Annotated in this window: 22 protein-coding genes and 1 riboswitch; of the genes, 18 read left to right on the forward strand and 4 right to left on the reverse strand. The window is 38.7% G+C overall.

Annotated elements, in window-relative coordinates; all coding sequences use genetic code 11:
* Positions 1-67 precede the first annotated feature (67 nt).
* The 8 genes from PECL_RS01080 to PECL_RS01115 all read left to right on the forward strand — a co-directional run bounded on the left by PECL_RS01080 (position 68) and on the right by PECL_RS01115 (position 7,253).
* Entirely contained in the window at positions 68-850 is a 783-nt protein-coding gene (locus PECL_RS01080; protein ID WP_014214746.1) for a hypothetical protein, read from the forward strand.
* Between the two features lie 102 nt (positions 851-952).
* The gene (locus tag PECL_RS01085) at positions 953-2,326 is read left to right on the forward strand and encodes a UDP-N-acetylmuramoyl-tripeptide--D-alanyl-D-alanine ligase (RefSeq protein WP_014214747.1); all 1,374 of its coding nucleotides are present in this window, start codon (positions 953-955) and stop codon (positions 2,324-2,326) included.
* Positions 2,327-2,531: 205 nt separating this feature from the next.
* A complete protein-coding gene (locus PECL_RS01090; RefSeq protein WP_014214748.1) occupies positions 2,532-4,088 on the forward strand; it encodes a DEAD/DEAH box helicase in 1,557 nt (518 codons plus the stop codon).
* 129 nt (positions 4,089-4,217) lie between these two features.
* The gene (gene acpS, locus PECL_RS01095; RefSeq protein ID WP_014214749.1) at positions 4,218-4,574 is read left to right on the forward strand and encodes a holo-ACP synthase; all 357 of its coding nucleotides are present in this window, start codon (positions 4,218-4,220) and stop codon (positions 4,572-4,574) included.
* A gap of 1 nt (position 4,575) precedes the next feature.
* Positions 4,576-5,706, forward strand: coding sequence for an alanine racemase (gene alr / locus PECL_RS01100; protein WP_014214750.1), 1,131 nt, complete (start codon positions 4,576-4,578; stop codon positions 5,704-5,706).
* A gap of 50 nt (positions 5,707-5,756) precedes the next feature.
* Complete coding sequence (locus PECL_RS01105; RefSeq protein WP_014214751.1) at positions 5,757-5,984, forward strand: hypothetical protein; 228 nt, start codon at positions 5,757-5,759, stop codon at positions 5,982-5,984.
* 22 nt (positions 5,985-6,006) lie between these two features.
* A complete protein-coding gene (locus PECL_RS01110) occupies positions 6,007-6,372 on the forward strand; it encodes a type II toxin-antitoxin system PemK/MazF family toxin (RefSeq protein ID WP_014214752.1) in 366 nt (121 codons plus the stop codon).
* Between the two features lie 321 nt (positions 6,373-6,693).
* Positions 6,694-6,738, forward strand: a riboswitch (PreQ1 riboswitch).
* An 8-nt stretch (positions 6,739-6,746) separates the two neighbouring features.
* Positions 6,747-7,253 (forward strand): QueT transporter family protein, encoded by a 507-nt coding sequence (locus tag PECL_RS01115; protein ID WP_014214753.1) that lies wholly within the window; start codon positions 6,747-6,749, stop codon positions 7,251-7,253.
* Between the two features lie 75 nt (positions 7,254-7,328).
* Here PECL_RS01115 and cbpA read toward each other — a convergent pair whose 3' ends face one another.
* The 3 genes from cbpA to PECL_RS01130 form a co-directional block, all read right to left on the reverse strand.
* On the reverse strand, positions 7,329-7,970 hold the full coding sequence (cbpA, locus tag PECL_RS01120) for a cyclic di-AMP binding protein CbpA (protein ID WP_014214754.1): 642 nt from the start codon (positions 7,968-7,970) through the stop codon (positions 7,329-7,331).
* Between the two features lie 36 nt (positions 7,971-8,006).
* Entirely contained in the window at positions 8,007-9,428 is a 1,422-nt protein-coding gene (locus PECL_RS01125) for a L,D-transpeptidase family protein (protein ID WP_014214755.1), read from the reverse strand.
* A 255-nt stretch (positions 9,429-9,683) separates the two neighbouring features.
* Complete coding sequence (locus PECL_RS01130; RefSeq protein WP_041534542.1) at positions 9,684-10,643, reverse strand: L-lactate dehydrogenase; 960 nt, start codon at positions 10,641-10,643, stop codon at positions 9,684-9,686.
* Between the two features lie 288 nt (positions 10,644-10,931).
* Here PECL_RS01130 and pflB point away from each other — a divergent pair, with 288 nt between their 5' ends.
* From pflB to PECL_RS01180, 10 genes are all read left to right on the forward strand, one after another.
* Positions 10,932-13,190 carry a formate C-acetyltransferase gene (pflB, locus tag PECL_RS01135; protein ID WP_014214757.1) on the forward strand — a complete coding sequence of 753 codons (2,259 nt, stop codon included), beginning with the start codon at positions 10,932-10,934 and terminating at the stop codon, positions 13,188-13,190.
* A 29-nt stretch (positions 13,191-13,219) separates the two neighbouring features.
* Positions 13,220-14,041 carry a pyruvate formate-lyase-activating protein gene (gene pflA / locus PECL_RS01140; RefSeq protein ID WP_014214758.1) on the forward strand — a complete coding sequence of 274 codons (822 nt, stop codon included), beginning with the start codon at positions 13,220-13,222 and terminating at the stop codon, positions 14,039-14,041.
* Between the two features lie 457 nt (positions 14,042-14,498).
* Entirely contained in the window at positions 14,499-15,101 is a 603-nt protein-coding gene (locus PECL_RS01145) for a VIT1/CCC1 transporter family protein (RefSeq protein WP_041534543.1), read from the forward strand.
* Positions 15,102-15,515: 414 nt separating this feature from the next.
* On the forward strand, positions 15,516-16,337 hold the full coding sequence (gene sufC, locus PECL_RS01150) for a Fe-S cluster assembly ATPase SufC (RefSeq protein ID WP_014214760.1): 822 nt from the start codon (positions 15,516-15,518) through the stop codon (positions 16,335-16,337).
* Positions 16,327-17,556, forward strand: a complete 1,230-nt coding sequence (gene sufD, locus PECL_RS01155) for a Fe-S cluster assembly protein SufD (protein WP_014214761.1) — start codon at positions 16,327-16,329, stop codon at positions 17,554-17,556. The genes sufC and sufD overlap by 11 nt, the downstream gene beginning before the upstream one ends.
* Entirely contained in the window at positions 17,540-18,775 is a 1,236-nt protein-coding gene (locus PECL_RS01160; protein WP_014214762.1) for a cysteine desulfurase, read from the forward strand. Before sufD ends, PECL_RS01160 begins: the two co-directional genes overlap by 17 nt.
* Positions 18,765-19,214, forward strand: a complete 450-nt coding sequence (gene sufU / locus PECL_RS01165) for a Fe-S cluster assembly sulfur transfer protein SufU (RefSeq protein WP_014214763.1) — start codon at positions 18,765-18,767, stop codon at positions 19,212-19,214. The genes PECL_RS01160 and sufU overlap by 11 nt, the downstream gene beginning before the upstream one ends.
* Complete coding sequence (gene sufB, locus PECL_RS01170; protein ID WP_014214764.1) at positions 19,211-20,617, forward strand: Fe-S cluster assembly protein SufB; 1,407 nt, start codon at positions 19,211-19,213, stop codon at positions 20,615-20,617. The genes sufU and sufB overlap by 4 nt, the downstream gene beginning before the upstream one ends.
* Positions 20,617-20,928, forward strand: coding sequence for a metal-sulfur cluster assembly factor (locus PECL_RS01175; protein ID WP_014214765.1), 312 nt, complete (start codon positions 20,617-20,619; stop codon positions 20,926-20,928). Before sufB ends, PECL_RS01175 begins: the two co-directional genes overlap by 1 nt.
* 269 nt (positions 20,929-21,197) lie before the next feature.
* Positions 21,198-21,983 (forward strand): alpha/beta fold hydrolase, encoded by a 786-nt coding sequence (locus tag PECL_RS01180; RefSeq protein WP_014214766.1) that lies wholly within the window; start codon positions 21,198-21,200, stop codon positions 21,981-21,983.
* Here PECL_RS01180 and PECL_RS01185 read toward each other — a convergent pair.
* The gene (locus PECL_RS01185; RefSeq protein ID WP_014214767.1) at positions 21,980-22,930 is read right to left on the reverse strand and encodes a sugar-binding transcriptional regulator; all 951 of its coding nucleotides are present in this window, start codon (positions 22,928-22,930) and stop codon (positions 21,980-21,982) included. The genes PECL_RS01180 and PECL_RS01185 overlap by 4 nt on opposite strands.
* Between the last annotated feature and the right edge of the window lie 152 nt (positions 22,931-23,082).

Genomic DNA, 23,082 nt, shown 5'->3' on the forward strand with positions numbered 1-23,082 from the left:
TTTCTAAGTAAAAGGTAGTACAATGAAATCTGTATTATTAGAGTAGAGTGAGAGAGAGTAGAAAGTCATGCGTGATGATTACATTTACGTACATTTTGAATCGTTGGTTAATTTAATTTATTCTAGGGGAATTAGCGCTGGCGATTTTATGAATGGGGTCTTACAGAGGCCATCCAATATTTTATTGATTAACGGACAAACCAATGATGATTTGCCGATAGATAGTCACACGCTCTTTAATGAACTTAGTGGACAGGATGAGATTGCTGAATATATGTTAACTGGCGCTAAGCAACTACGATGGATTGATTTTTCTCAGAAAGAGAGTATTGGTGATTTAACGGATTCAGATATTGCAGATTTACTTTTCATGGGGCATATGGGAACGCATTTGAGTACACCATTTTCTTATAAGCTACAGAATGATTTTGTTTATTTGAGTTTGGGTGAAAATCAGGTCAAAACTTATTATCGTCGTTTGAAGAACTTTTACTCGGTTCTTAACCTCTCGATCCTAAGACATGCAGAAACAATGCAAAATGAACATCGTATGATGTTTCGTCGGGTGGTTCATTTTGATGAGATTCCGCAAACAATGATACGTGAATTGATCCCGGTTTTAAGTGAAGGCATTATTTTTGCTTTCGACCAAGCCTTTGAGCAAGATCGACAATATCGCATTCCAATTTTAATGGTGAGTGATAGCAATTTGGCACCAACGCTGCGAAGTAGAGAGTCTCTTTATAATAAGGCAGCTCAAATTGCTGTCCTAAAATATAATTTCAAAAGTAGACACTGGCATATGGTTATTTCGGACCCTAAAGCCTTTGACAGTGATAACTTGTATTAAGACCTGTTGAGGGTCTTTTTTCTATTACTTTGTCATAATAAAATGGAATATTGGACTATGGTATAATTATAAGTGCGTTATTCGAAAAGGAGTACTTAAATTATGAAAATGCAACTGAGTGAAATTGCGAAAGCAGTTGGTATCACAGAGGTTCCCGAAGAATGGCAAACACTCACTATTACAAGTGTTCAGTTCGACAGTCGCAAGTTAGAACCGGGTGCGCTTTTTGTGCCATTAAATGGTGATCGTGACGGACATGATTTTATTGAAAATGCCGTAAAGGCTGCAGCAACTGCTACTTTTTGGCAGTCAGAACATGCAAATCAACCGAGTGAAATTCCGGCCTTGTTAGTTGATAATCCTTTAAAAGCTTTACAAGATTTAGCAAAATACTATTTAGAACGTTTTAATCCTAAAGTGGTTGCGATTACTGGTAGTAACGGTAAAACTACTACTAAAGATATGACAGCAGCTATTCTAGGATCAAAATATAATGTTGTAAAAACTAAGGCTAATTTCAATAATGAAATTGGTGTCCCACTTACAATTCTGGGTATGACTTCTAATACCGAAGTTTTAGTAATTGAATTGGGAATGGACCGACCAGGACAGCTAGATTTATTAAGTCACATGGTACAACCTGATACAGCGGTAATTACAATGATTGGGGAAGCTCATATTGAATTCTTCCATACTCGGAGTGCAATTGCCGATGCAAAAATGGAAATTACACATGGACTCAAGGATGATGGTCTATTTATTTACAATGGTGATGAACCACTTTTAATTGAGAGAGCCAAAACAGTTTCTGAACGCCAATCAACTTTTGGGCTTAACGATGCTGATCAGGTGTTTGCAACTGATATCGTAGTAGAACCAACTAAAACTACATTTAAAGTTAATACAGACCCAACAATTGATTTTTCAATTCCTTTGATGGGCGAGTATAACGTGTCAAACGCCCTAGCTGCTATTTCAGTTGGGCTAAATTATCACATGAAAGAATCAGAAATCGCCACTGCTTTGGAGAACTTTGATTTAACTAAAAATCGAACTGAATGGCTTAAAGGCAAAAATGGTGAAAGGATTCTTAGTGACGTATATAACTCTAACCCAACTGCCGTTCGTGCAGTTTTGGCATCTACAACTAGGGTCCCTACAGAAGGTAAAAGAATTGCTGTACTAGGGGACATGCTGGAATTAGGTGTTGATTCAGATGCCATGCATGCTGATCTTGCAGACAGTCTTAGTCCAGAACAATTTCAAGAAGTATATCTTGTTGGTCCACGAATGAAGTCTTTAGAAGAAAACCTAAAGGGAAAGTATTCGAAGAAAAATATTCATTATTATAATAGTGATCAATTAGATGAGTTGAGTTCACAACTAAATGCTATTCTCACTGAAAATGATGTTGTTATATTAAAAGCTAGTCACGGAATTCATTTGGAAAATGTTGTGGATGCAATTAAAGAATAAAATATTTATTTTTCAAGCGTAATTAGTTTGATAATAAAGGGTTTTGCCGCTGAAATGCTTGTGGTGATTCCCTTTTTGTTTGCTTATGTTCCCTGGATAGGTGTATGATAGTACAGTTAATGTTTAGAAGTGTTTTGCAGTGGCATTTGCCAGGAGGACGGATTTTCTCTGATACTGTGAGCACATTTTTTAGGAGGAAATATTTTTGAAGTTTACCGAATTAGGTTTAGACGATGACGTCTTAAAAGCAGTTATCGATAATGGTTACGAGGAACCAACACCAATCCAAGCAGAAACGATCCCGGATGTTTTAGCTGGAAAGGATATTATTGGACAAGCACAAACTGGTACAGGAAAAACGGCTGCGTTTGGTTTGCCAATATTACAACATGTTGATCTTAATAATCCTAATATTCAAGCGATTATTGTATCGCCAACGCGTGAATTAGCTGCGCAAACACAAGCTGAAATTTTTAAATTAGGTAAGTATAAAAAAGCTAAAGTACAAGTGGTTTATGGTGGTGCAGATATTCGTCGCCAAATCAATAGTTTAAAGAGTCATCCACAGATTGTAGTTGGTACACCAGGTCGTTTGCTTGATCATATCGGACGTAAGACAATTCGTTTGGATCATGTGAATACACTGGTTTTGGACGAAGCTGATGATATGTTAGATATGGGATTCTTACCCGACATTGAACAAATTATTGAAAAAACACCAAATGATCGTCAAACATTGCTGTTTTCTGCAACAATGCCACAAGCGATCAAAAAGATTGGTGTCAAGTTTATGCATGACCCTAAACAAGTTACTGTAAAATCAAAAGAATTGACAGCTGACTTAGTTGATCAGTATTATGTTCGTTCGAAGGAATTTGAAAAATTTGATATTTTAACACGTGTTCTTGATGTACAGGCGCCTAAGTTAGCAGTTATTTTTGGACGTACTAAAAGGCGTGTTGATGAGGTTTCTAAGGGCTTAGTTGCTCGCGGCTATAATGCAGCGGGCATTCATGGCGATTTGACTCAGCAACGTCGTATGAGTATTTTACATCAATTTAGAAATGGTGATCTTGATATCTTGGTTGCTACTGATGTTGCGGCTCGTGGATTGGATATTACTGGTGTAACTCATGTTTATAACTATGATATTACACAGGATCCAGAGAGTTATGTTCATCGAATTGGTCGTACCGGACGTGCCGGCGCCCATGGTACATCTGTTACCTTTGTTACTAACTGGGAAATGGACTATCTCCGTGATATTGAACGTCTAACGAAGAAACGTTTGCTACCATTGAAGCCACCTACTGAACAAGACGCCTTTGCGGGTCGTGCAGCAGCAGCTGAAGATAACATAAAAGATCTCGTTAAACATACTGATGTTACCAAATATTCCGAACAAGCAGATCATTTGTTAGAAGAATATGATGCTAAAACATTGGCTGCAGCGCTCTTGAAGAAAGAGACTAAGGCTGATTCAAGTGAAGTTAACGTTAAGATTTCATCAGAACGACCACTTCCCCGTAAGAAGGGTAATGGGGGATCTCATAGCGGTAACGGTGGCGGTGGTCATCGTGGCGGCAACGGTTCCCGTGGTGGACGTGGCAAGTGGAATGGTAATCGTCGTGACCGTGAACAACGCGGTAATGGCGGCGGACGACGTGACTGGAAAGACTCCAAGAAACGTAATAACAATAGTAATGGGAAGTCTTCTAACCGCGGTGGTTCTAACCGTAAATTCATCATCAAAGAAAAATAAATTTGTAGCCGAATAAATTTAGGATTAGTTATCAGAACTTGTGATAAGTTGCCTTCATTTGTTCGGCTTTTATTTTAGAAAGTTTTTGAGATTTTGGTACAATAATAATATTGGGAGTGGGGTGAGTGCATGATTTTTGGAATTGGGGTTGATATAACTGAAATTGAACGGGTTGGAAATATTCAGAAAAGACTTGGATTTGCGCAGAAGGTATTGACACCTAGCGAATTAGAAGTTTGGAAGGATATGAAGGAACGACGTGCAATTGAATTTTTGGCTGGACGATTTTCAGCGAAAGAATCTTATAGTAAGGCCTTTGGAACTGGATTAGGTCGGCAACTAGGATTCAAGGATATTGAAATTTTAGATAATAAGGTTGGGAAACCTATAATCACAAAACATCCATTTGAAGGTAGCGCACATGTTTCACTTTCACATACTAAACAGGTGGTAATGACTGAGGTTATTTTAGAGGAGATTGATTAATATGGTAGAAGGAATTCACCGTTCAACACGGATAATTGTAGATGGGGCAGCAATTAGACATAATATTTCAGAAGAAATTAGTAGATTGGACAATAAAAGTGAATTATTTGCAGTGATTAAAGCGAACGGTTATGGGCACGGAATTCGAGCAGTTGCAAAATTAGCAAAGCAGGCTGGAGCAACTGGTTTTTGTGTTGCGCTCTTAGACGAAGCACTTGATCTTAGAGAGGCGGGTTTTGTGGAGCCTATCTTGGTATTAGGTATTACACCAGTTGAACATGCGAGATTAGCTGCCGAAAAGGGAATTTCATTAACGGTAGGTAATCTTGAGTGGCTACAGGAAGCCGCTCAAAATTACTTAGAAGATATACAACTAAAAATTCATCTTGGCTTAGATACTGGAATGGGACGAATTGGGTTTCAGACACCATCGGAGCTAACAGTGGCAGACAAATTTGTAAATGAACATCAGGAACAATTTGATTTTGAAGGTGTTTTCACCCATTTTGCAACTGCTGATGAAAAGGATGAAACCTATTTTAAACTCCAAGTAGGACGTTTTAAAGAATTTATGAACGCTTTAAAAAAGCGACCTAAGTATGTTCATGTTTCAAACACAGCTACAAGTCTTTGGCATGCAGCATGCAATGGTAATATGATCCGTTTTGGAGTTGGAATTTATGGTATGAACCCTTCTGGTCGTGAGATTACCCCTCCATACGAATTACAACCTGCTATGAGCTTAGTATCGGATCTTAGCTTTGTAAAAAAGATCACTGCTGGTAGATCAATTAGTTATGGAGCAACATATACTGCTAAGAATGACGAATGGATTGGGACTATACCTATAGGATACGCAGATGGCTATGAACGCAGATTAACTGGGTTTCACGTTTTAGTTGATGGGAATGAATGTGAAATTGTGGGACGAATTTGTATGGATCAGATGATGGTTCGGTTGCCAAAGGAGTTTCCAGTTGGAACTACCGTAGTATTGGCAGGCAGGTCTGGTAACCAAATTATTACGATGACGGATATTGCTGACTATGCTAACACTATTAATTATGAAATAACGTGTGGATTTACAGAACGAATTCCACGTGAATACAAGAACATGGAAGTGACTAAGTAATAACAACGTGTTAAAATACTCTTTAGAATCGATAATAGGAGAAGGCACTCATGAATACACGCGATGAATTAAGACAGACGTACTGTGAATTTTTTGCGATTGATCCGAACAAAGTACGCGATGATCAAGTTGAAGCATTTTTTGAAAAACATAGCTCAACTAATTTTGGTGCACTTCAAAATGGCTACATCGAAATGGCACAATTAAATCGTCAAATCACTAACGATTTTTCGTCATGTGAGGCGGAGTGTGAAGCCCATTTATTAGAACGATTTTAAAAGAAGATACTGAGGTGGCATTGTGGACGAAAGCCTAATTAAAAGAGGCGATTTGTTTTATGCAGACTTGTCACCAGTCGTAGGATCTGAACAGGGTGGGATGCGCCCTGTTTTAATAATCCAAAATAATATTGGAAACCGTTATAGCCCAACTGTTATTGTTGCTGCAATTACAGCAAGAATAACTAAGCCCAAGATGCCAACCCATGTGGCAATTTCTGCGGGTGAGGATGGGATTGAAAGGGATTCGGTTATTTTGATGGAACAGATTCGTACTATTGATAAGCAACGTCTGCATGACCGTATTGGCCATTTAAACGATCGTCATATGCTTATGGTTAATGAGGCACTACGTGTGAGCGTGGGCCTTATGACCGATAATACATAAGAAAAGAAGATCTCTGTGAGGAGGTCTTTTTTTGTGGTTACGAATTGCTTAGTATTCTTTATTTTAGTTAGTGCTCAAAAATTAATCTTATTTATTGCGTTCTTTTGATGTTAAAGATGACCGTGTCTAGCTCTCAGTTCAGCTACTTTTAATTTAGCAAAAATGGCAGCATGTTAAGAAAGGCTGTGTTTTGTCAAACTATATAAAAATGCAGAAAAAGGGCTAGAGTTGGCGAACTATGTTCCACGCAATATTTCAAAGCCCTTTTTCAGGAGCTAACAAAAATAGAGGGGCAAACTCGTACCCAAGTATGCTATGATAAATCCCGTGGTTCGCAATTATCCCACGTAAAAAAACTAAGGAGGAATAGTTTGATGGGTAGTAAAAGTAATCGCGTATGGATTGTTAACGCAATGGTTGCAGCAATTTATATTGTTTTATCATTATTAGTAAACACATTTGGTTTGGCATCAGGAAATATACAATTTAGGCTTTCAGAGTCCTTAAATCATTTGGTGGTATTTAACCGAAAATACTTTTGGGGAGTCGTTGGTGGGGTATTCTTATTTAACTTGTTTGGTCCCACTTCTTTAAATCACTTATTGGATGTTGTTTTTGGAACTGGGCAGACCGTAATTGCATTGTTAATAACCATTTATGTCGCACCACGGTTAAAAAATATCTGGGCTAAAATGGGATTGAACGTCATTGTGTTTACTGTTTCGATGGTGCTAATCGCGCTCGAATTACACTGGACACTTCAAATTCCGTTTTGGGCAACGTATCTTTCAACAGCAATTTCTGAGTTTGTTATAATGATAATTTCTGCTCCAATTATGTATGGATTAGACAAAGTGCTTGATTTTAACAATCGAATCTAGGCTAGCTTAAGCAAGAAACAAAAAAGAATCGTTGTAGTATGAAAGCTCATACTACAACGATTCTTTTTTAGATTACTAGTTAATTGCTTTTAAGTCTTCAACTTCTGGAACGCGGAATTCTTTGCGCTCTAGATTATCGATAATTTGTTCTAGTTTCTTTTGACCAACTTCAGCTGGAAGAGTAAACATGGTCCGATGGACTAGCTCGCCCTCCTGAGCATCTAGGGTGATGACACTGGCAATTGAAGTATATTTAGTGATGATTTTTGCCATAGCGGCAAGGTCACCGCGTTCGCCACTTGAAACAACGGTTAGAACGTAACTACCCACATTAACATTCCAAGATTGAGAAAGGACATCCAGTAGACGAGCATGCGTCAAAATGCCGTAAAAATGATTATTATCATCCAACACAGTGATGTAAGGAAGATCCTTAATTGAGAAGAAGACATTGAAAAACGCTGCATTAACATTGATATATTTAGTGGCATTTTTTAACAATGAAGTAACTGGATCCTGCATTGAACCACCACGGGACTTATGACGGTAAATATGCATCTTATAAATATTACCTCTGAAGAGGGTGCCAGTTTCATCTAAGACAGGCACACACCGAAAACCAGAATCTTCTAAAATTGTTAGTGCTTGTTCAAGTGTTGCATCTTCACGAACTGTGGTTAAGCGTTCCTTAGGTTTTACAAGTGATTTTAATAGCATATGATGACCTCCTAAGTGATTTTAATTAAAGATTTATTAGTGAACAACAACTGGGGTTCCAGTTGGCACATCAGCGTAGAGCTTAGGCATAACAGACGGTGGAGTGTTTACGCAACCATGGGAGCCATGTGTCTTGAACCAATCGCCTCCAAAAGTTGGTTGCCAAGGAGCATCATGAAGACCAACTCCAGTATAATCAATTGGCATCCAATACTTAACTGGTGAAGCGTATGAAGTGCCATTATCGTTCTTACCTTTAAGGACAGCATTTTGCTGTTTCTTCCAGACGAACCAAACACCGGTTGGAGTTGTTTGGTTAGGCGGTAGACCAGTTACAACTGAGGTTGATAGTTCTAGCTTACCATTGTGGTAGAACCACATATGTTGAGCGGCTTTATCAACTTCGACGTAAGTATTCCCAACCTCACCAGGCTTTAATCCCTGACCTGATCCAGAAATGGTAGCCTGCATATCAAAGCTTTTACCAGCTAAAATTTTGTTTTCAAGTGTTGTTTTATCAACGTCAGTGGAAATTTCCCAGCCAAAGTTTCCGTCTTTAACGGTAATAGTTCCTTGCTTAGTACTCTTAAAGTTGAAAGATTTTTTATAAGTTGAGTACTTATCGTTTAGGCCATTAAGATAGTTACTAACCTTCGTATCGTCCAGAGATAGACTACGAACGCCATAAACATTAGTGTCTACTTTGAGCCAGCTAACAATCTCGGCACTTGGAATCGTTACTTTAGTACCGTTAATATCATATACAGCATCTTCAGCCTGGATCTTTTTATATTGATCAGTAATCTGATTAGCCTTGGTTTCAGTAGGAGTCTGGTATGAATCTTTCAGATCCATGGAACTTTTTCCAGATGCAACTGTCGCTTTTAGGTTTTTCTTAAATCCGTGAGCATCAATGTAATTACCTTGTGAGCCACCGGATAATTTAACTGCCCCAGTACTGGTTAAGGTGATTTTAGATGCCTTAGAAGCTGTTCGATCTGAGTTAAGTTCCTTGAGCTCTTTTTTAGAGAAGGAATCAAACTTTTGGGTATCGGAGTCCTTAATAGTTAAGTCGCCATCTGAAACTTTATCTGCATGGGCAACGTTTACCATCTGAAGTGGCCAAGTTAATCCGTTCTGCTTCTGAAGGGAGTTAGACACAAAAGCCTTGGCGTTCACTGAAAGACCAGTGTCGGCAACTTTAATGTTTGATATTTTTTTTGCTCCGTCTTTTAGTGTGATAGTCTGTGATTTAACACTCTGTTCAACTAATTTGGTAGCAGTTGCCTGATCTTTGCCACCTACATCAACACCGGCGATTACTGTGTTTGGTATGAATTTTTGTGAATTTGAATAATGGTAAACACCAATTCCATATATAGCTGCTATAGCAATGATTCCTGAGGTGATTCCCCAAAGAACTCGATGGTGGTTACGATGTAAGTTTGTACGCCCCATGTTAATCCTCCAATAAATCATCTTTACTAAAGATACTGTAATAATGGGAAATAATCAAGATATTTGAAAGATAATTACCATGTCTTAAGATGATAAACTACAGTTCTAAATTAATCAGTGTAACTTAACAAATTTTTGCTTTGATAAGCTAGATGTTTTGGCGGGAAAATAATATTGACCATTACAAATAAATTATTTTATACAAAAAAGAGCTGGGAACTATCCCAGCTCTAAAAAGTAATTTAATGTTAAAAATTATTTTTCAAGATTTGCTAAACCGTCTGTTAAAACTTGCTTAAGAGTTGCAGCAGAATCAGTCATCTTTTTCATCTCATCGTCACTCAATGGTGATTCGATAACACGAGCTAAACCTTGACCATTGATAACAGCGGGTGTACCAATGTAAATATCATTCAAACCGTATTGACCATCCATGTATGCGCCAACAGGAAGAACAGCGTTTTCGTCACGTAAGATAGCACGTGAAATACGCATAAGAGCAGTACCAACACCGTAGAATGTAGCACCCTTCTTGTTGATAATGTCGTAAGCTTTGTTACGAACGCCATCTTCAATTTGTGTTAATTCATCAGCAGAAACGTTTTCTTCTTTAGCAATATCAAGCAATGGACGAGTACCAATTGATGCTGTTGAGTAAGCAGCAAATTCGCTATCACCATGTTCACCAAGGATGTAAGCGTCAACTGATTCAGGGCTAACGTTGAACTTCTTACCAAGAGCAACACGTAAACGAGCTGTATCAAGAGAAATTCCTGAGCCAATAACCTTTTCCTTAGGGAAGCCAGAGAACTTCCATGTAGCGTAAGTAAGGATATCAACTGGGTTAGCAGCAACAAGGAAGATTCCGTCAAAACCAGAATCAACAACTGGCTTAACGATAGTTGATAAAATCTTCAAGTTCTTGTTTACAAGATCAAGACGAGTTTCACCAGGCTTTTGTGGTGCGCCAGCTGTAATAACAACTAGATCAGCATCAGCACAATCTGAATATTCACCAGAGTAAATGTTCTTTGGTGCAGTAAATGGAGTAGCATCTTCAAGATCAAGTGCGTCCCCTTGAGTACGTTCTTTAACAACGTCGACGATAACGAATTCTTCAGCAAGTCCTTGTTGTGCCATAGCAAAGGCGTAACTAGAACCAACAGCACCGTCACCGACTAAAACAACTTTTTGATGGTTTTGAAGCTTAGACAAAATATCAATTCCCTTCATAAATAGATTAAAATTTTACAACATGAACAGTATAACATTTCCAAAACCAAAAATTGAACACTTTAAGCGATTTATTCTGCTATTTTTAGTTTTTTTTACATAAAATTCAGCTTTAGAAGAAAACTAAGGCGGCTAAGGCTTGAATAATTTTCCTCAAAAAAGTAATTTTTTTGTTTTGTAAACGGTTACATTTACTCTTTAAAATGTTATCATTCATTTGGAAAGGTGTTACATATTTGATTATGGATTTTAATTAACGGAGGCTAAAAAATGATTAAACTGCAAAGTTCTACTACTCCAAAGGCTTGGGAAGGTTTTAAGAGTGGTCATTGGCAAGAAGAAATTAATATTCGTGATTTTATTCAGCAAAATTTCACACAGTATAATGGAAATGAAGAATTTTTGGAGGGCCCAACCGCTGCTACTAAAACCTTAAATGACAAGGTTTTAGACTTGAAGAAAAAAGAGCGTGAAGCTGGTGGAGTTCTGGATGCTGATACAAAGGTTGTATCAACAATCACTTCACATGGTCCCGGATACATTGAGAAGGATCTAGAAAAGATCGTTGGATTACAAACTGATAAACCATTGAAACGTGCATTCATGCCATTTGGCGGAATTAGAATGGCAGATGGTGCTTTGAAATCATACGGATTTACACCGGATGAAGAGAATGACAAAATTTTTACCGAATACAGAAAGACTCATAATCAAGGGGTATTTGACGTATATACGCCAGATATGCGTAAAGCACGCCATTATAAGATAGTAACTGGTTTACCAGATGCATATGCCCGTGGACGAATTATTCCTGACCTTCCACGTGTTGCAGTATACGGAATTGACCGACTGATGGAGGAAAAAGCAAATGACTTTGCTAACATTGGTGATGGTGAATTAACTGATGATGTGATTCGTTTACGTGAAGAGGTACAAGATCAATACCGTGCTCTAGGCGATATGAAGAAAATGGCTGAAAGTTATGGATATGATATTAGTAAACCTGCTGAAACCGCACAAGAGGCCGTTCAATGGATTTACTTTGCATATTTAGCAGCCATTAAAACCCAAAACGGTGCTGCAATGTCTGTTGGTCGAATTGACACCGTAATGGACATTTTCATTCAGCGTGATTTGGATCGTGGCGTTATAGATGAAAAGCAAGCCCAAGAAATTATTGATCAGTTTGTTATGAAATTACGTATGGTACGTTTTATTCGTACCGAAGAGTATAACTCACTATTTTCAGGTGACCCAATCTGGGCAACATTATCAATGTGTGGACTTGGATTAGACGGGCGTCACCACGTTACAAAGACGGCATTTCGTATCCTCAAAACTTTGGATAATATGGGCGCGGCTCCAGAACCAAATATTACAATTCTTTGGTCGGAGAACCTTCCAGAAGATTTCCAACGTTATGCTACAGAGGTATCAATTAATAGTTCAACAATCCAATACGAGAATGATGATTTAATGCGTGTTGAATGGGGAACTGATTATTATGGGATTGCATGCTGTGTTTCAGCACAACCGGTTGCCGATGGTGTTCAATACTTTGGTGCTCGTGCAAACCTTGCTAAGACAGTGTTGTACGCAATTAATGGTGGTAAAGATGAAATTGCAAACGTGCAAGTTGGACCTGAATATGAACCAATTACTTCTGAATATATTGACTACGATGAATTTATGAAGAAGTTTGATCGTATGATGGACTGGCTTGCTGATGTTTATGTAAATTCACTCAATGCTATCCATTATATGCATGATAAATACTATTATGAAGCAGCCGAATTGGCATTGAAGGATACAGATTTAAATCGTACGTTTGCAACTGGTATTTCAGGATTATCACATGCTGCAGATTCAATTTCAGCAATTAAGTATGGTCACGTAAAAGTAATTCGTGACGAGAATGGTATCGCAGTTGATTTTAAAGCAGATAATGATTACCCACGTTATGGTAACAATGATGATCGCGTTGATGATATTGCTAAGTGGCTAATTAAAGAGTTGTACACCAAGATGAATACACATCATCTATATCGTGGTTCTAAACTATCAACATCTGTTTTGACAATCACTTCTAATGTTGTTTATGGTAAAAATACGGGAACAACTCCAAACGGTCGCCAAAAGGGTGAACCATTCTCACCAGGTGCTAACCCAGCATATGGAGCTGAGAAGAACGGTGCGTTAGCTTCATTGTTATCAACAGCTAAATTACCATACCGCTACGCAACTGATGGAATTTCTAATACGTTTGGTGTAACACCAAATACTTTGGGTCACGATCAAGAAGCACGTAAAGATACCTTAGTAAATATGGTTAATGGATATATGAATAATGATGGTATGCACTTGAATATCAATGTTTTCAACAAAGATACTTTGATCGATGCACAAAAGCACCCAGAAGAATATCCAACGCTAACGGTGCGTGTTTCTGGTTACTGTGTATACTTCGCCGATTTGACTAAGGAACAACAGAACGATGTTATTTCACGAACTTTCTTCGATCAGATGTAATAACTAAATCAAATTGAGAGGGGAAAGTCATGGAAGAAAAAGCAGGGATAAAAGATCAAAGTGAAACCAAGGAACCTTTGATAGGCTATGTCCACTCAATTGAGACATTTGGATCGGTTGATGGTCCAGGCATTCGATACGTTGTGTTTCTACAGGGATGTCACATGCGCTGTCAATATTGCCATAATCCTGATACATGGAAATTAAACGTTGGCGATAAAATGACAACCGATCAGATTTTGGATGATGCTGAAAAGTACCGCGCTTTCTGGGGCAAAACCGGTGGGATTACAGTTAGTGGTGGAGAGGCACTTGTTCAAGTTGACTTTGTTTTAGAATTATTTGAAAAAGCGAAGGAAAGAAATATCAGCACGTGTCTTGATACAGCTGGGCAACCATTTACCAGAGAGCAACCATTTTTTGATAAATTTGAGCGGTTAATGCAAGTTACTGATATTTCTCTAGTTGATATTAAGCATATTAATTCAAAAGAGCATAAAAAATTAACGCAGTATGGTAACGAAAATATTTTGGATATGATTCAATATATGGCGGCACACCATAATGATATTTGGATTCGCCATGTACTAGTTCCACAAAGAACGGATTATGATAATTATCTGGCAGAATTAGGTGATTATATTGCTAAAATTCCTAACGATATTGTTCAAAAAGTTGAAGTATTACCATATCATACGCTGGGTGTGAAGAAGTATCATGAAATGAAGATTAAATACCGTCTGGAGGGAATTGAAACTCCAACTCCAGATAGGGTGGCAAATGCTGAAAAATTGTTGCATACCAACGACTATACTGGATACAGAAATTGGATGCCGATGCCAAAATTGTAGAGAGCGGAGCAAGCCGTTTAGCTTCTGAGGATTAACAGGAAAAGGGAATTATGACGAACTTGGTCATGGTTCCCTTTTCAGGTTAACCGGAGGAAGCTGGCTTGTGTAGCTCGTTTCTGCTATAAAACTCTCATGAAACTGAGTGTCAAATGGAAATACTTTCTAAAAATCACCCTTAAAACTAAAGTTCATAATAACTTGTGAAGTCCTTCTAAAAAATTGTTTTTTAGGAGGATTTTTATTTTGCATGAGAGGTCAATATTTAACTTCTGATAGAAATTTTTATTAAAAATAAGGCCTAGAATAGAAGCACTATAAACTGCCTCAACGAATATTGAAAAATCAACCAAAGCACTATTAAATCAACGATTATTTTTGAAAACCGTATTGAATATAAGTGGTATCAAAGTATAATAAAGTTGGTAATGAAAACGTTTTACTGGCAGAGGAGAAGGATATGGAACGTATATCAATCGGAAAGATTAATTGTTTTAGATTTTGGGACAGTTTGAGCGTTTTACGTGCAGGAATTCTTGGTGCAAATGATGGTATCATTTCAGTATCAGGAATCGTTTTGGGTGCTGTGGGTGCTGACCTGAATAGTTCGACGCTCTTTTTTAGTGGAATTGCGGGAATGATTGCGGGAGCGTGCTCAATGGCTGGGGGAGAATATATTTCAGTTAGTGCACAAAGGGATGTGCAACGTAACAAAATTGAACTACAACAAAAATATAAGGAAATTGATAGAAAAGAGTCCGATACGCTCATTAGAAGTATCGATGTCCTTAATCCTTTTCATGCTTCGATTTCATCGTTCTTTTCGTTTATACTAGGTTCATTAATCCCATTAACGGCGATTAGTTTGTCAACGAGCCGGTGGAGAGTAATCAATACGGTGATCGCGATGATTGTGGCATTAACCTTAAATGCGGTTGTTAGTTCAGCGCATTCAGAAATATCAACAAGACGAACAATAGCCCGAAATATTGCAGTAGGAATTATAACAATTGTGTTAACGTATGCGATTGGAAGTTTGTTCGGGGTGTCGGCAGCGGGATAAAAAAAGAGAGTGAAGCAAGCTGGTCAGTTTTTGAGGATTAACAGAAGTAGATACATTGGCGGTTTAGGCCAAGGTAGCTACTTGGGTTAACCGGAAAAAATTAGCTTGAGTAACTCGTTTCAGAAAAAAGAGAGAGTGGATGGAGGCGGTTAGCTCCTGAGTATTAGCATGTTCCACCATTATGACGCTTTTGGTCATGATGGGGGAATGGGCTAAACGGAGGGAGTTGCCTCAAGTAACTCGTTTCAGAAAAAGAGAGAGTGGATAGAGGCGGTTAGCTCCTGAGTATTAGCATGTTCCACCATTATGACGCTTTTGGTCATGATGGGGGAATGGGCTAAACGGAAGGAGTTGCCTCAAGTAACTCGTTTTAAATCAAAAAAATAGTAAAACCGTCTAAAAGAGAGGTAAACAATGGCAACTTTAGAAATAAAAAACTTACACGTACGAATTAACGATCCTGAGAATAAGGACACAAGAGAAATTCTTAAGGGCGTTGACTTAGTTATTAAAACGGGTGAAACTCACGCAATTATGGGGCCTAATGGAACTGGAAAATCAACACTTTCGGAAACTATAATGGGTAATCCTCGTTATGAGATAACACAGGGTGATATTTTGATTGACGGACAAAGTTTACTTGAATTACCTGTTGATGAACGAGCACGAGCTGGACTATTTTTAGCGATGCAATATCCGGTAGAAATTAAAGGTATAACCAATATGGAATTCATGCGGGCTGCTATCAATGCCAGAAGGGATGATGACGATCAGATGTCAGTTAGGGATTTCCTTAAAGAGCTAGACAGAAACCTAGATATTTTGAATATGTCGGAATCAATGGCCCGTCGTTATTTGAACGAAGGCTTTTCTGGTGGCGAAAAAAAGCGAAATGAAATTTTGCAGTTGATGATGATTAAACCCAAGTTTGCCATTCTTGATGAAATTGATTCTGGCCTTGATATTGATGCGCTTCAAGTTGTGGCTAAAGGTGTTAACGCAATGGCATCACCTGATTTTGGTACATTGATGATTACCCATTACCAACGTCTGTTAAATTACATAAAGCCAGATTTTGTACATGTCATGATGGACGGCAGAATTGTTAAGACGGGTGACGCAAAATTAGCCCTTAAATTAGAAGATGAAGGCTATGCAGGCTTACGTGACGAATTGGGAATTGAAGCAAAACTGGTAGATGATGATTTATCGGAGGCGAACCCTGATGGCATTTAAAAACGAGCCAGTGTGGTTTAAGGATTTACAAGAAACCGTTCAACAGGAAATTCAAAATTTAAAAATGCCTAATTTAGATCGTTTTGACTATCATCGGTGGAATTTAGATCAAATTGATGAAATGGCAGATGCCGAATCGTCCCCAATACCAAAGGATCTATCTAAACAACAACTTGTAAGCTTTGGCGATGCTGTTCACATTAAACTAAGTCAGGAAATGATCGATGCTGGATTAGTCGTCGAGGACTTTAAAACAGCTTTTGAAAATCATTCTGATTTGCTACAGAGATATTTTATGACGAAAGCTGTACGACTAACCGAAGATAAACTAACCGCACTAAATTTGGTGCGCCTGAACCTCGGCGTTTTCGTGTATGTCCCAGCAAACGTTCAAATTACAGAGCCCCTCCAGATGTTGATGATTCAAAATAGTTTAGCCAAATCCAATTATTTTGGACATGTTTTGATTGTAACGGAGCGAAATAGTTCACTCAAAGTATTACAACAGCTTGAGACGAGGGGAGATATTGCCAATCGTTTTCATTTAATTACTGAAGTTGTTGCATTAGAAAATAGTCAAGTTGAGTTTACTGGATTGGACTTATTAGCCGAAAAAACAACGTCGTATATTAATCGAAGAGGATACTTGGATGATGCTGCACGAATCGACTGGTCAATTGGTGTCTTTAACGATGGAAATACGATTGCGGATTTTGATTCGGATTTAAAAGGTAGCGGATCCGATTCTGAGGTGAAAGTTGTAGCACTGTCTGGTGGAAAGCAACGCCAATGCATTGATACGAGGGTCACAAACTATGCGCCGTATTCAACTGGGAACATTACTCAACGTGGTGTTATCTTAGGCAGTTCTGAGCTAATTTTTAATGGTATCGGCAAGATCATTAAGGGCGCACATGGTGCCAGAGCTAACCAAGAAAATAGGGTTTTGATGTTGTCGGATAAGGCACATGGTGATGCTAACCCAATTCTTCTAATTGATGAAAATGATGTTTTGGCTGGACATGCAGCAAGTGTTGGTCGGGTTGATGAACATCAGATGTATTATCTAATGAGTCGCGGTATACCTAAAAAAGTAGCGCAGCGTTTAGTGATTCGTGGTTTTCTTGGTGATGTTTTGAGTAAGTTACCTTCGGAAAAGTTAAGAAATCAAATGATTGATGTAATCGAGGAGAAGTTAAAAAATGAATTGGAAAATTAATGAAGTTCGCAAAGATTTTCCGATTTTAGATCAGCAAGTTAACGGCGAACGATTGGCATATTTGGATAATGCGGCCACTATGCAGCAATCAAGACCAGTGACGGATGCTGTTTTACATTACTATCAGACCACTCATTCAAATGTTCATCGTGGAGTGTATACGTTGTCGAATCAGGCAACGGATATGTATGAGCAGGCTCGTGAAAAAGTAGCTCATTTTATTAACACGGAAAGTAGTGAGCAAATTGTGTTCACACGATCAACAACCGAGAGCTTGAACCTTGTTGCCCAGGGATTTGGAGACGCAGTCGTTAATCCTGGTGATGAGATTGTGATTTCGGTAGCAGAGCACCATAGTAACTTGATTCCATGGCAACAGCTTGCTAGTAGAAGATCTGCACATTTAAAATACATCGAATTGAACGAAGACGGTTCTTTTGATATGGATAGTGCAACTCGTGTAATTACGAAAAAAACGAAGATTGTTGCGGTAGCCCACGTAGGAAATGTTATTGGTATTCAAAATCCGATAAACAAACTTGAACAGTTAGCTCATAAAGTTAACGCTTATTTAGTAGTTGATGGTGCACAGGCGGTGAGTCATATGGCTGTTGATGTGCAAGAGTTGAATGCTGATTTTTATGCATTTTCGGGTCATAAACTAGGCGCACCAACCGGAATTGGAGTATTATTTGGGAAATCTAATTTACTTGCTAAAATGAATCCAGTCCAATTTGGTGGTGAAATGATCAGTAAAGTCACGAGAGATGTTGCAACATGGAAAAAAACACCATTAAAGTTTGAAGCTGGCACACCAAATATTAGTGGTGCAATTGGATTAGGCGTGGCGATCGACTATGTTCAGAAGATGGGATTAAAATCAATTCAAGATTATGAAGAAAAGTTAATGCAACGCATGTTGACAGGAATTGAAGGGATTTCAGGGGTTACAATTTATGGCCCCCACAATACCAAGAAGAGATTGGGTGTACTGTCTTTCAATATTGATGGTGTCCATCCTCACGATGTGGCAACTGGACTAGATTTATTGGGAATCGAAGTACGAGCTGGCCATCATTGTGCACAACCGTTGATGCAGGATTTAGGAGTGGCAGCCACTGCACGAGCAAGCATTGCTTTTTATAATAATATGGCGGACGTTGACCAATTAATCGACGGGGTTAAACAAGTAAAGGAGTTCTTTTTGCATGAGTCTTGATCAAATGAATGATTTATACCGGGAAGTCGTATTAGACCATGCACAGCATCCTCACCATTATGGCCAAATTGGCAAAGACAGTGTTCATTTTCAAATGGAAAATCCAACCTGCGGAGACGTGATTGATGTATCAGCAATTATTAAAGATGGAAATGTTGATGAGATTGGATTTACTGGAACTGGGTGTACGATTTCGCAGGCGTCAGCAAGTATGATGACAACAGTGTTGACGAATAAATCAGTAAGCGAAGCACGTGATCTTATTTTGAGTTTTTCAGACTTGATCACTGGGAAAGAAATTAACGATAAAAAAGAGGACCAACTTGGAGATGCCAGTTTGTTAGCCAGTGTGGCAGAATTTCCGGCAAGAATAAAATGTGCTACCTTAGCCTGGCATGCATTGGACGAGTTATTGCAGAAAGAGGGAACTTCCAAATGAGCGATGTAGAATCAATTGTGCGCGATACAGAAGATTACGATTATGGCTTTCATGATGATGTTACACCTGTCTTCTCGACGGGACACGGATTGAGTGAAGAAGTTGTTAGGAAAATTTCGGCTGAAAAACATGAACCGCAATGGATGTTAGATTATCGTTTGCAATCTTATGAAGCGTATAAAAAGATGCCAATGCCCAATTTTGGCCCTGATTTAAGTGGTTTGGATTTAAAGAATATGCTGTACTATCAAAAAGCGACGGATAAGAAATATCGTGATTGGGATGACGTTCCGGAAAAGATTAAAACAACCTTTGATCGTTTAGGAGTCCCAGAAGCTGAGCGAAAGTATCTGGCAGGTTCGTCCGCACAGTATGAATCCGAGGTGGTCTACCATAATATGCGTGAAACGTTTGAAAAAATGGGCATAATTTTTACGGATACCGATACGGCTTTGCAAGAGTATCCGGAGTTATTTAAGAAGTGGTTTGGAAAGCTAGTAAAGCCCACTAATAATAAGTTTGCTGCTCTTAACAGTGCTGTTTGGTCGGGAGGAACTTTTATTTATGTGCCAAAGGGTGTCCGTGCCAAGACTCCAATTCAATCTTATTTTAGAATTAACGCTGAAAATACGGGACAGTTTGAACGAACGCTGATTATTGTCGACGAGGGAGCCAGTGTGGATTACGTTGAGGGATGTACGGCTCCAAAGTATGATTCGGATAGCTTACATGCTGCCGTTGTTGAAGTGAATGTCCAAAAAGATGCATATTGCCGTTATACAACAATTCAAAACTGGTCAAATAATGTGTATAGTTTGGAAACAAAGCGGGCAGCCGCAGCCGAAAATGCAACGATGGAATGGGTCGATGGTAATATGGGATCGAAAATCACGATGAAATACCCCTCCGTGTATTTAAATGGTGAGGGTGCGCGTGGAACGATGCTGTCAATTGCCGTCGCAGGACACAACGTTGATCAAGATACAGGGGCACAGATGATTCATAATGCGCCAAATACATCTTCTTCAATTGTCTCGAAGTCGATTGCAAAAGATGGTGGAGCTGTCGATTATCGGGGAAAGGTTCGTTTTGGAAGAAAGGCGGACGGGTCGTTGGCACATGTCGAGTGTGACACGATTATTATGGACGATAAATCTTCAAGTGATACAATTCCCTATAATGAAATTTATAATGGTAATGTTGCAATGGAGCATGAGGCCAAGGTATCTAAGATTTCTGAGGAACAACTCTACTATTTGATGAGTCGTGGTATTTCTGAAAAAAAGGCAACGGAAATGATTGTAATGGGATTTGTGGAGCCCTTTACCAAGGAATTACCGATGGAGTACGCGGTTGAATTGAATCGTTTGATTAGTTTTGAAATGGAAGGATCGATTGGATAATGGCGGAAGCAACTTTTAAAGAACAGGCATATGAAGCATTAAGCCACGTGATTGACCCAGAGCTGGATGTGGATTTGGTTAGTATGGGCCTGATTTACGATGCTAAGTTGACTGACGAAGGGGTGGCAGAAATCACAATGACATTAACAATTGTGGGATGCCCTTTAACGGAATGGTTGGCGGATGCGATCCAAAAAGAAATCCAGAAAATAAAAGGGATAAAAGAAATCGAGATTGAAATCGTGTGGGAACCAGCCTGGTCAGAAGAAATGATGACAAGGGAAGCAAGGGTGCAATTGGGAATATATTAGAGAGAGCGAAGCAAGCCGTTTAGCTTCTGAGGAATAACTGGAAACGTCGGATTGACGAACTTGTTCGTCGAGCAGAGGTTTCAGGTTATCCGCAGGAAGCTGGTACTAGCTCGTCAAGAAATGAAGCTTTGTTGCACAAAGCAGGATACTCATACGCGGACCATTCCAATGGGCGAACTACGCCTCATTGGAACTGGTCTGTGTAAGCTCATTTTAACTATAAAAATTGCATAGCTCTATATCGAATACAACAAAAAGAAGGTAAAAAATTGTTTTTCAAAACATCTGATCGCATCAAAATAGCTTATGATGACCAAGGAACCGGGCAACCAATTATCCTCCTAGCAGGAATCGGAAGCAGTCGTCACGTTTGGGATTTTCAAGTTAATTATCTAGTAGAACAAGGCTATCGGGTTATTAATATTGATGCACGAAACCAAGGAGAATCACAACATACTTCAAAAGGACTTAGAATCACGCGTCATGCAATTGATGTTTACGAGTTATTACAAGAACTAAAAGTTGAAAAACCAATCATGATTGGAAATTCTATGGGCGCCGCTACTTTTTGGGCGTATATATCATTGTATGGGGATAAAAATATCAAGGCTTTAATTGATGTTGATCAAAGTCCTAAAATGATTAACGATTCAACATGGTCTTTTGGATTTAAACAATTAAACTGGGAGAACTTTCCCGATGACCTATTACAACCTTTTGGAAGGGCAACGCATAAAAGAATAGATGACCAGCTACGAACAGTTATTAAAACTGTGGGTAGTGATCATCCATATGATGCGGAAATTAATTATCCGTTTTTACGCGACCATGCTTTTCAAGATTGGCGCGATATTATTCGTCAGCTACGGATTCCCTTTTTAGTGGTAGCTGGAAGTAATTCGCCATTCTTTAATCCAGAATTTGCAAAGGTTACTGCTCAAATGGCACCCGCTGGGGAATACACCATGGTTGAAGATTGTGGACACATCGTGATGGCCGAACAATCTGTTTTATTTAATCAAACGGTGCAAGATTTTATTCAAAAAATTAATTAAGATTCTTTATTTGCTGATAAAATGCGGTGTGCTATGCTTTCATCTAACACGATGTCAGTTAACATGTTTCCACGGAGTGCGCCTAAGGCTGCGTCTGTTTTAAAGCGACTTTTTAAAACTCCGAAACGACGGGGTGTTTTAAGAATATCTGATAAAGGAACACCAAACGTAGTGTCTTCGGTTGGAATCAGAAAGTTTCCCTTGATATCATATGGGCGACCAAATAGCATGCCGGCGACTTCACTAGGTTTTACACCAGGAAAGATTTGTTCTCTTGAATTTTTCCATGCCTCAATTGAATTAACAGAGGCTAGGGTTCCTAATCCACAAAAAATTAAATCCATGTTTGTAGCAGCGTGAAGAGCGGCAGAAAGTGCAGGCTCTTTTTTTAATCCCTCACGAACGGATTTATTGACGACATAAAGAGGAGCGGGAATTGTTAAATAGTTAGCTCCCAGTTTGTTAGCCGCATGTTCAACCATACGAGTTGAGCCAGCTAGCGAATTGTACTTCATGTTTTCTCCCATATACTGGGTAAAAGTTATGTCAGGTTTGGCATCGGTGTGAAAATGGTCAATCAGATTAAACATAGTACCACCCCAAGAGATGCCAACAATTTTAGAGTGAATAACTAAAGCTTGAATCTGTTGAGCAGCGTAGGTAATGATGTTAGATCCGTCATTGGTGGGATTATCCTGATTTTTTAAAATATAAACGTGGTCAATGTTAAACAATTCTGAAAATTGAGCTTCTAATTGAAAGTTACGAGAAACAGGTGAGTTGATCTGAATTGTGACAATTCCTTCTTCAAGAGCCTGTTCCAAATACTTACTAATAAGATAGCGACTCACACCATATTTTTCGGTCAGTTCGCCAATTGTTATTTTTGATAAATAGTAATCTTGAGCAATCTGGGCGAGTTGCTCGGCGTTTGTTAAGTTATCCATAGGCTTCCTCCGCGATGTTGATTCTATCCTAATTATATCACTGGATACGATGGGGAATAATAGTGTGAAACTAAATTGATGAATGTTAACCGTATTAAAAATAAACCGTTTAAACCTTTTAAATTATTAATTATTATTGATACATAATTTAT

This window comes from Pediococcus claussenii ATCC BAA-344 (assembly GCF_000237995.1).
Lineage (GTDB): Bacteria > Bacillota > Bacilli > Lactobacillales > Lactobacillaceae > Pediococcus > Pediococcus claussenii.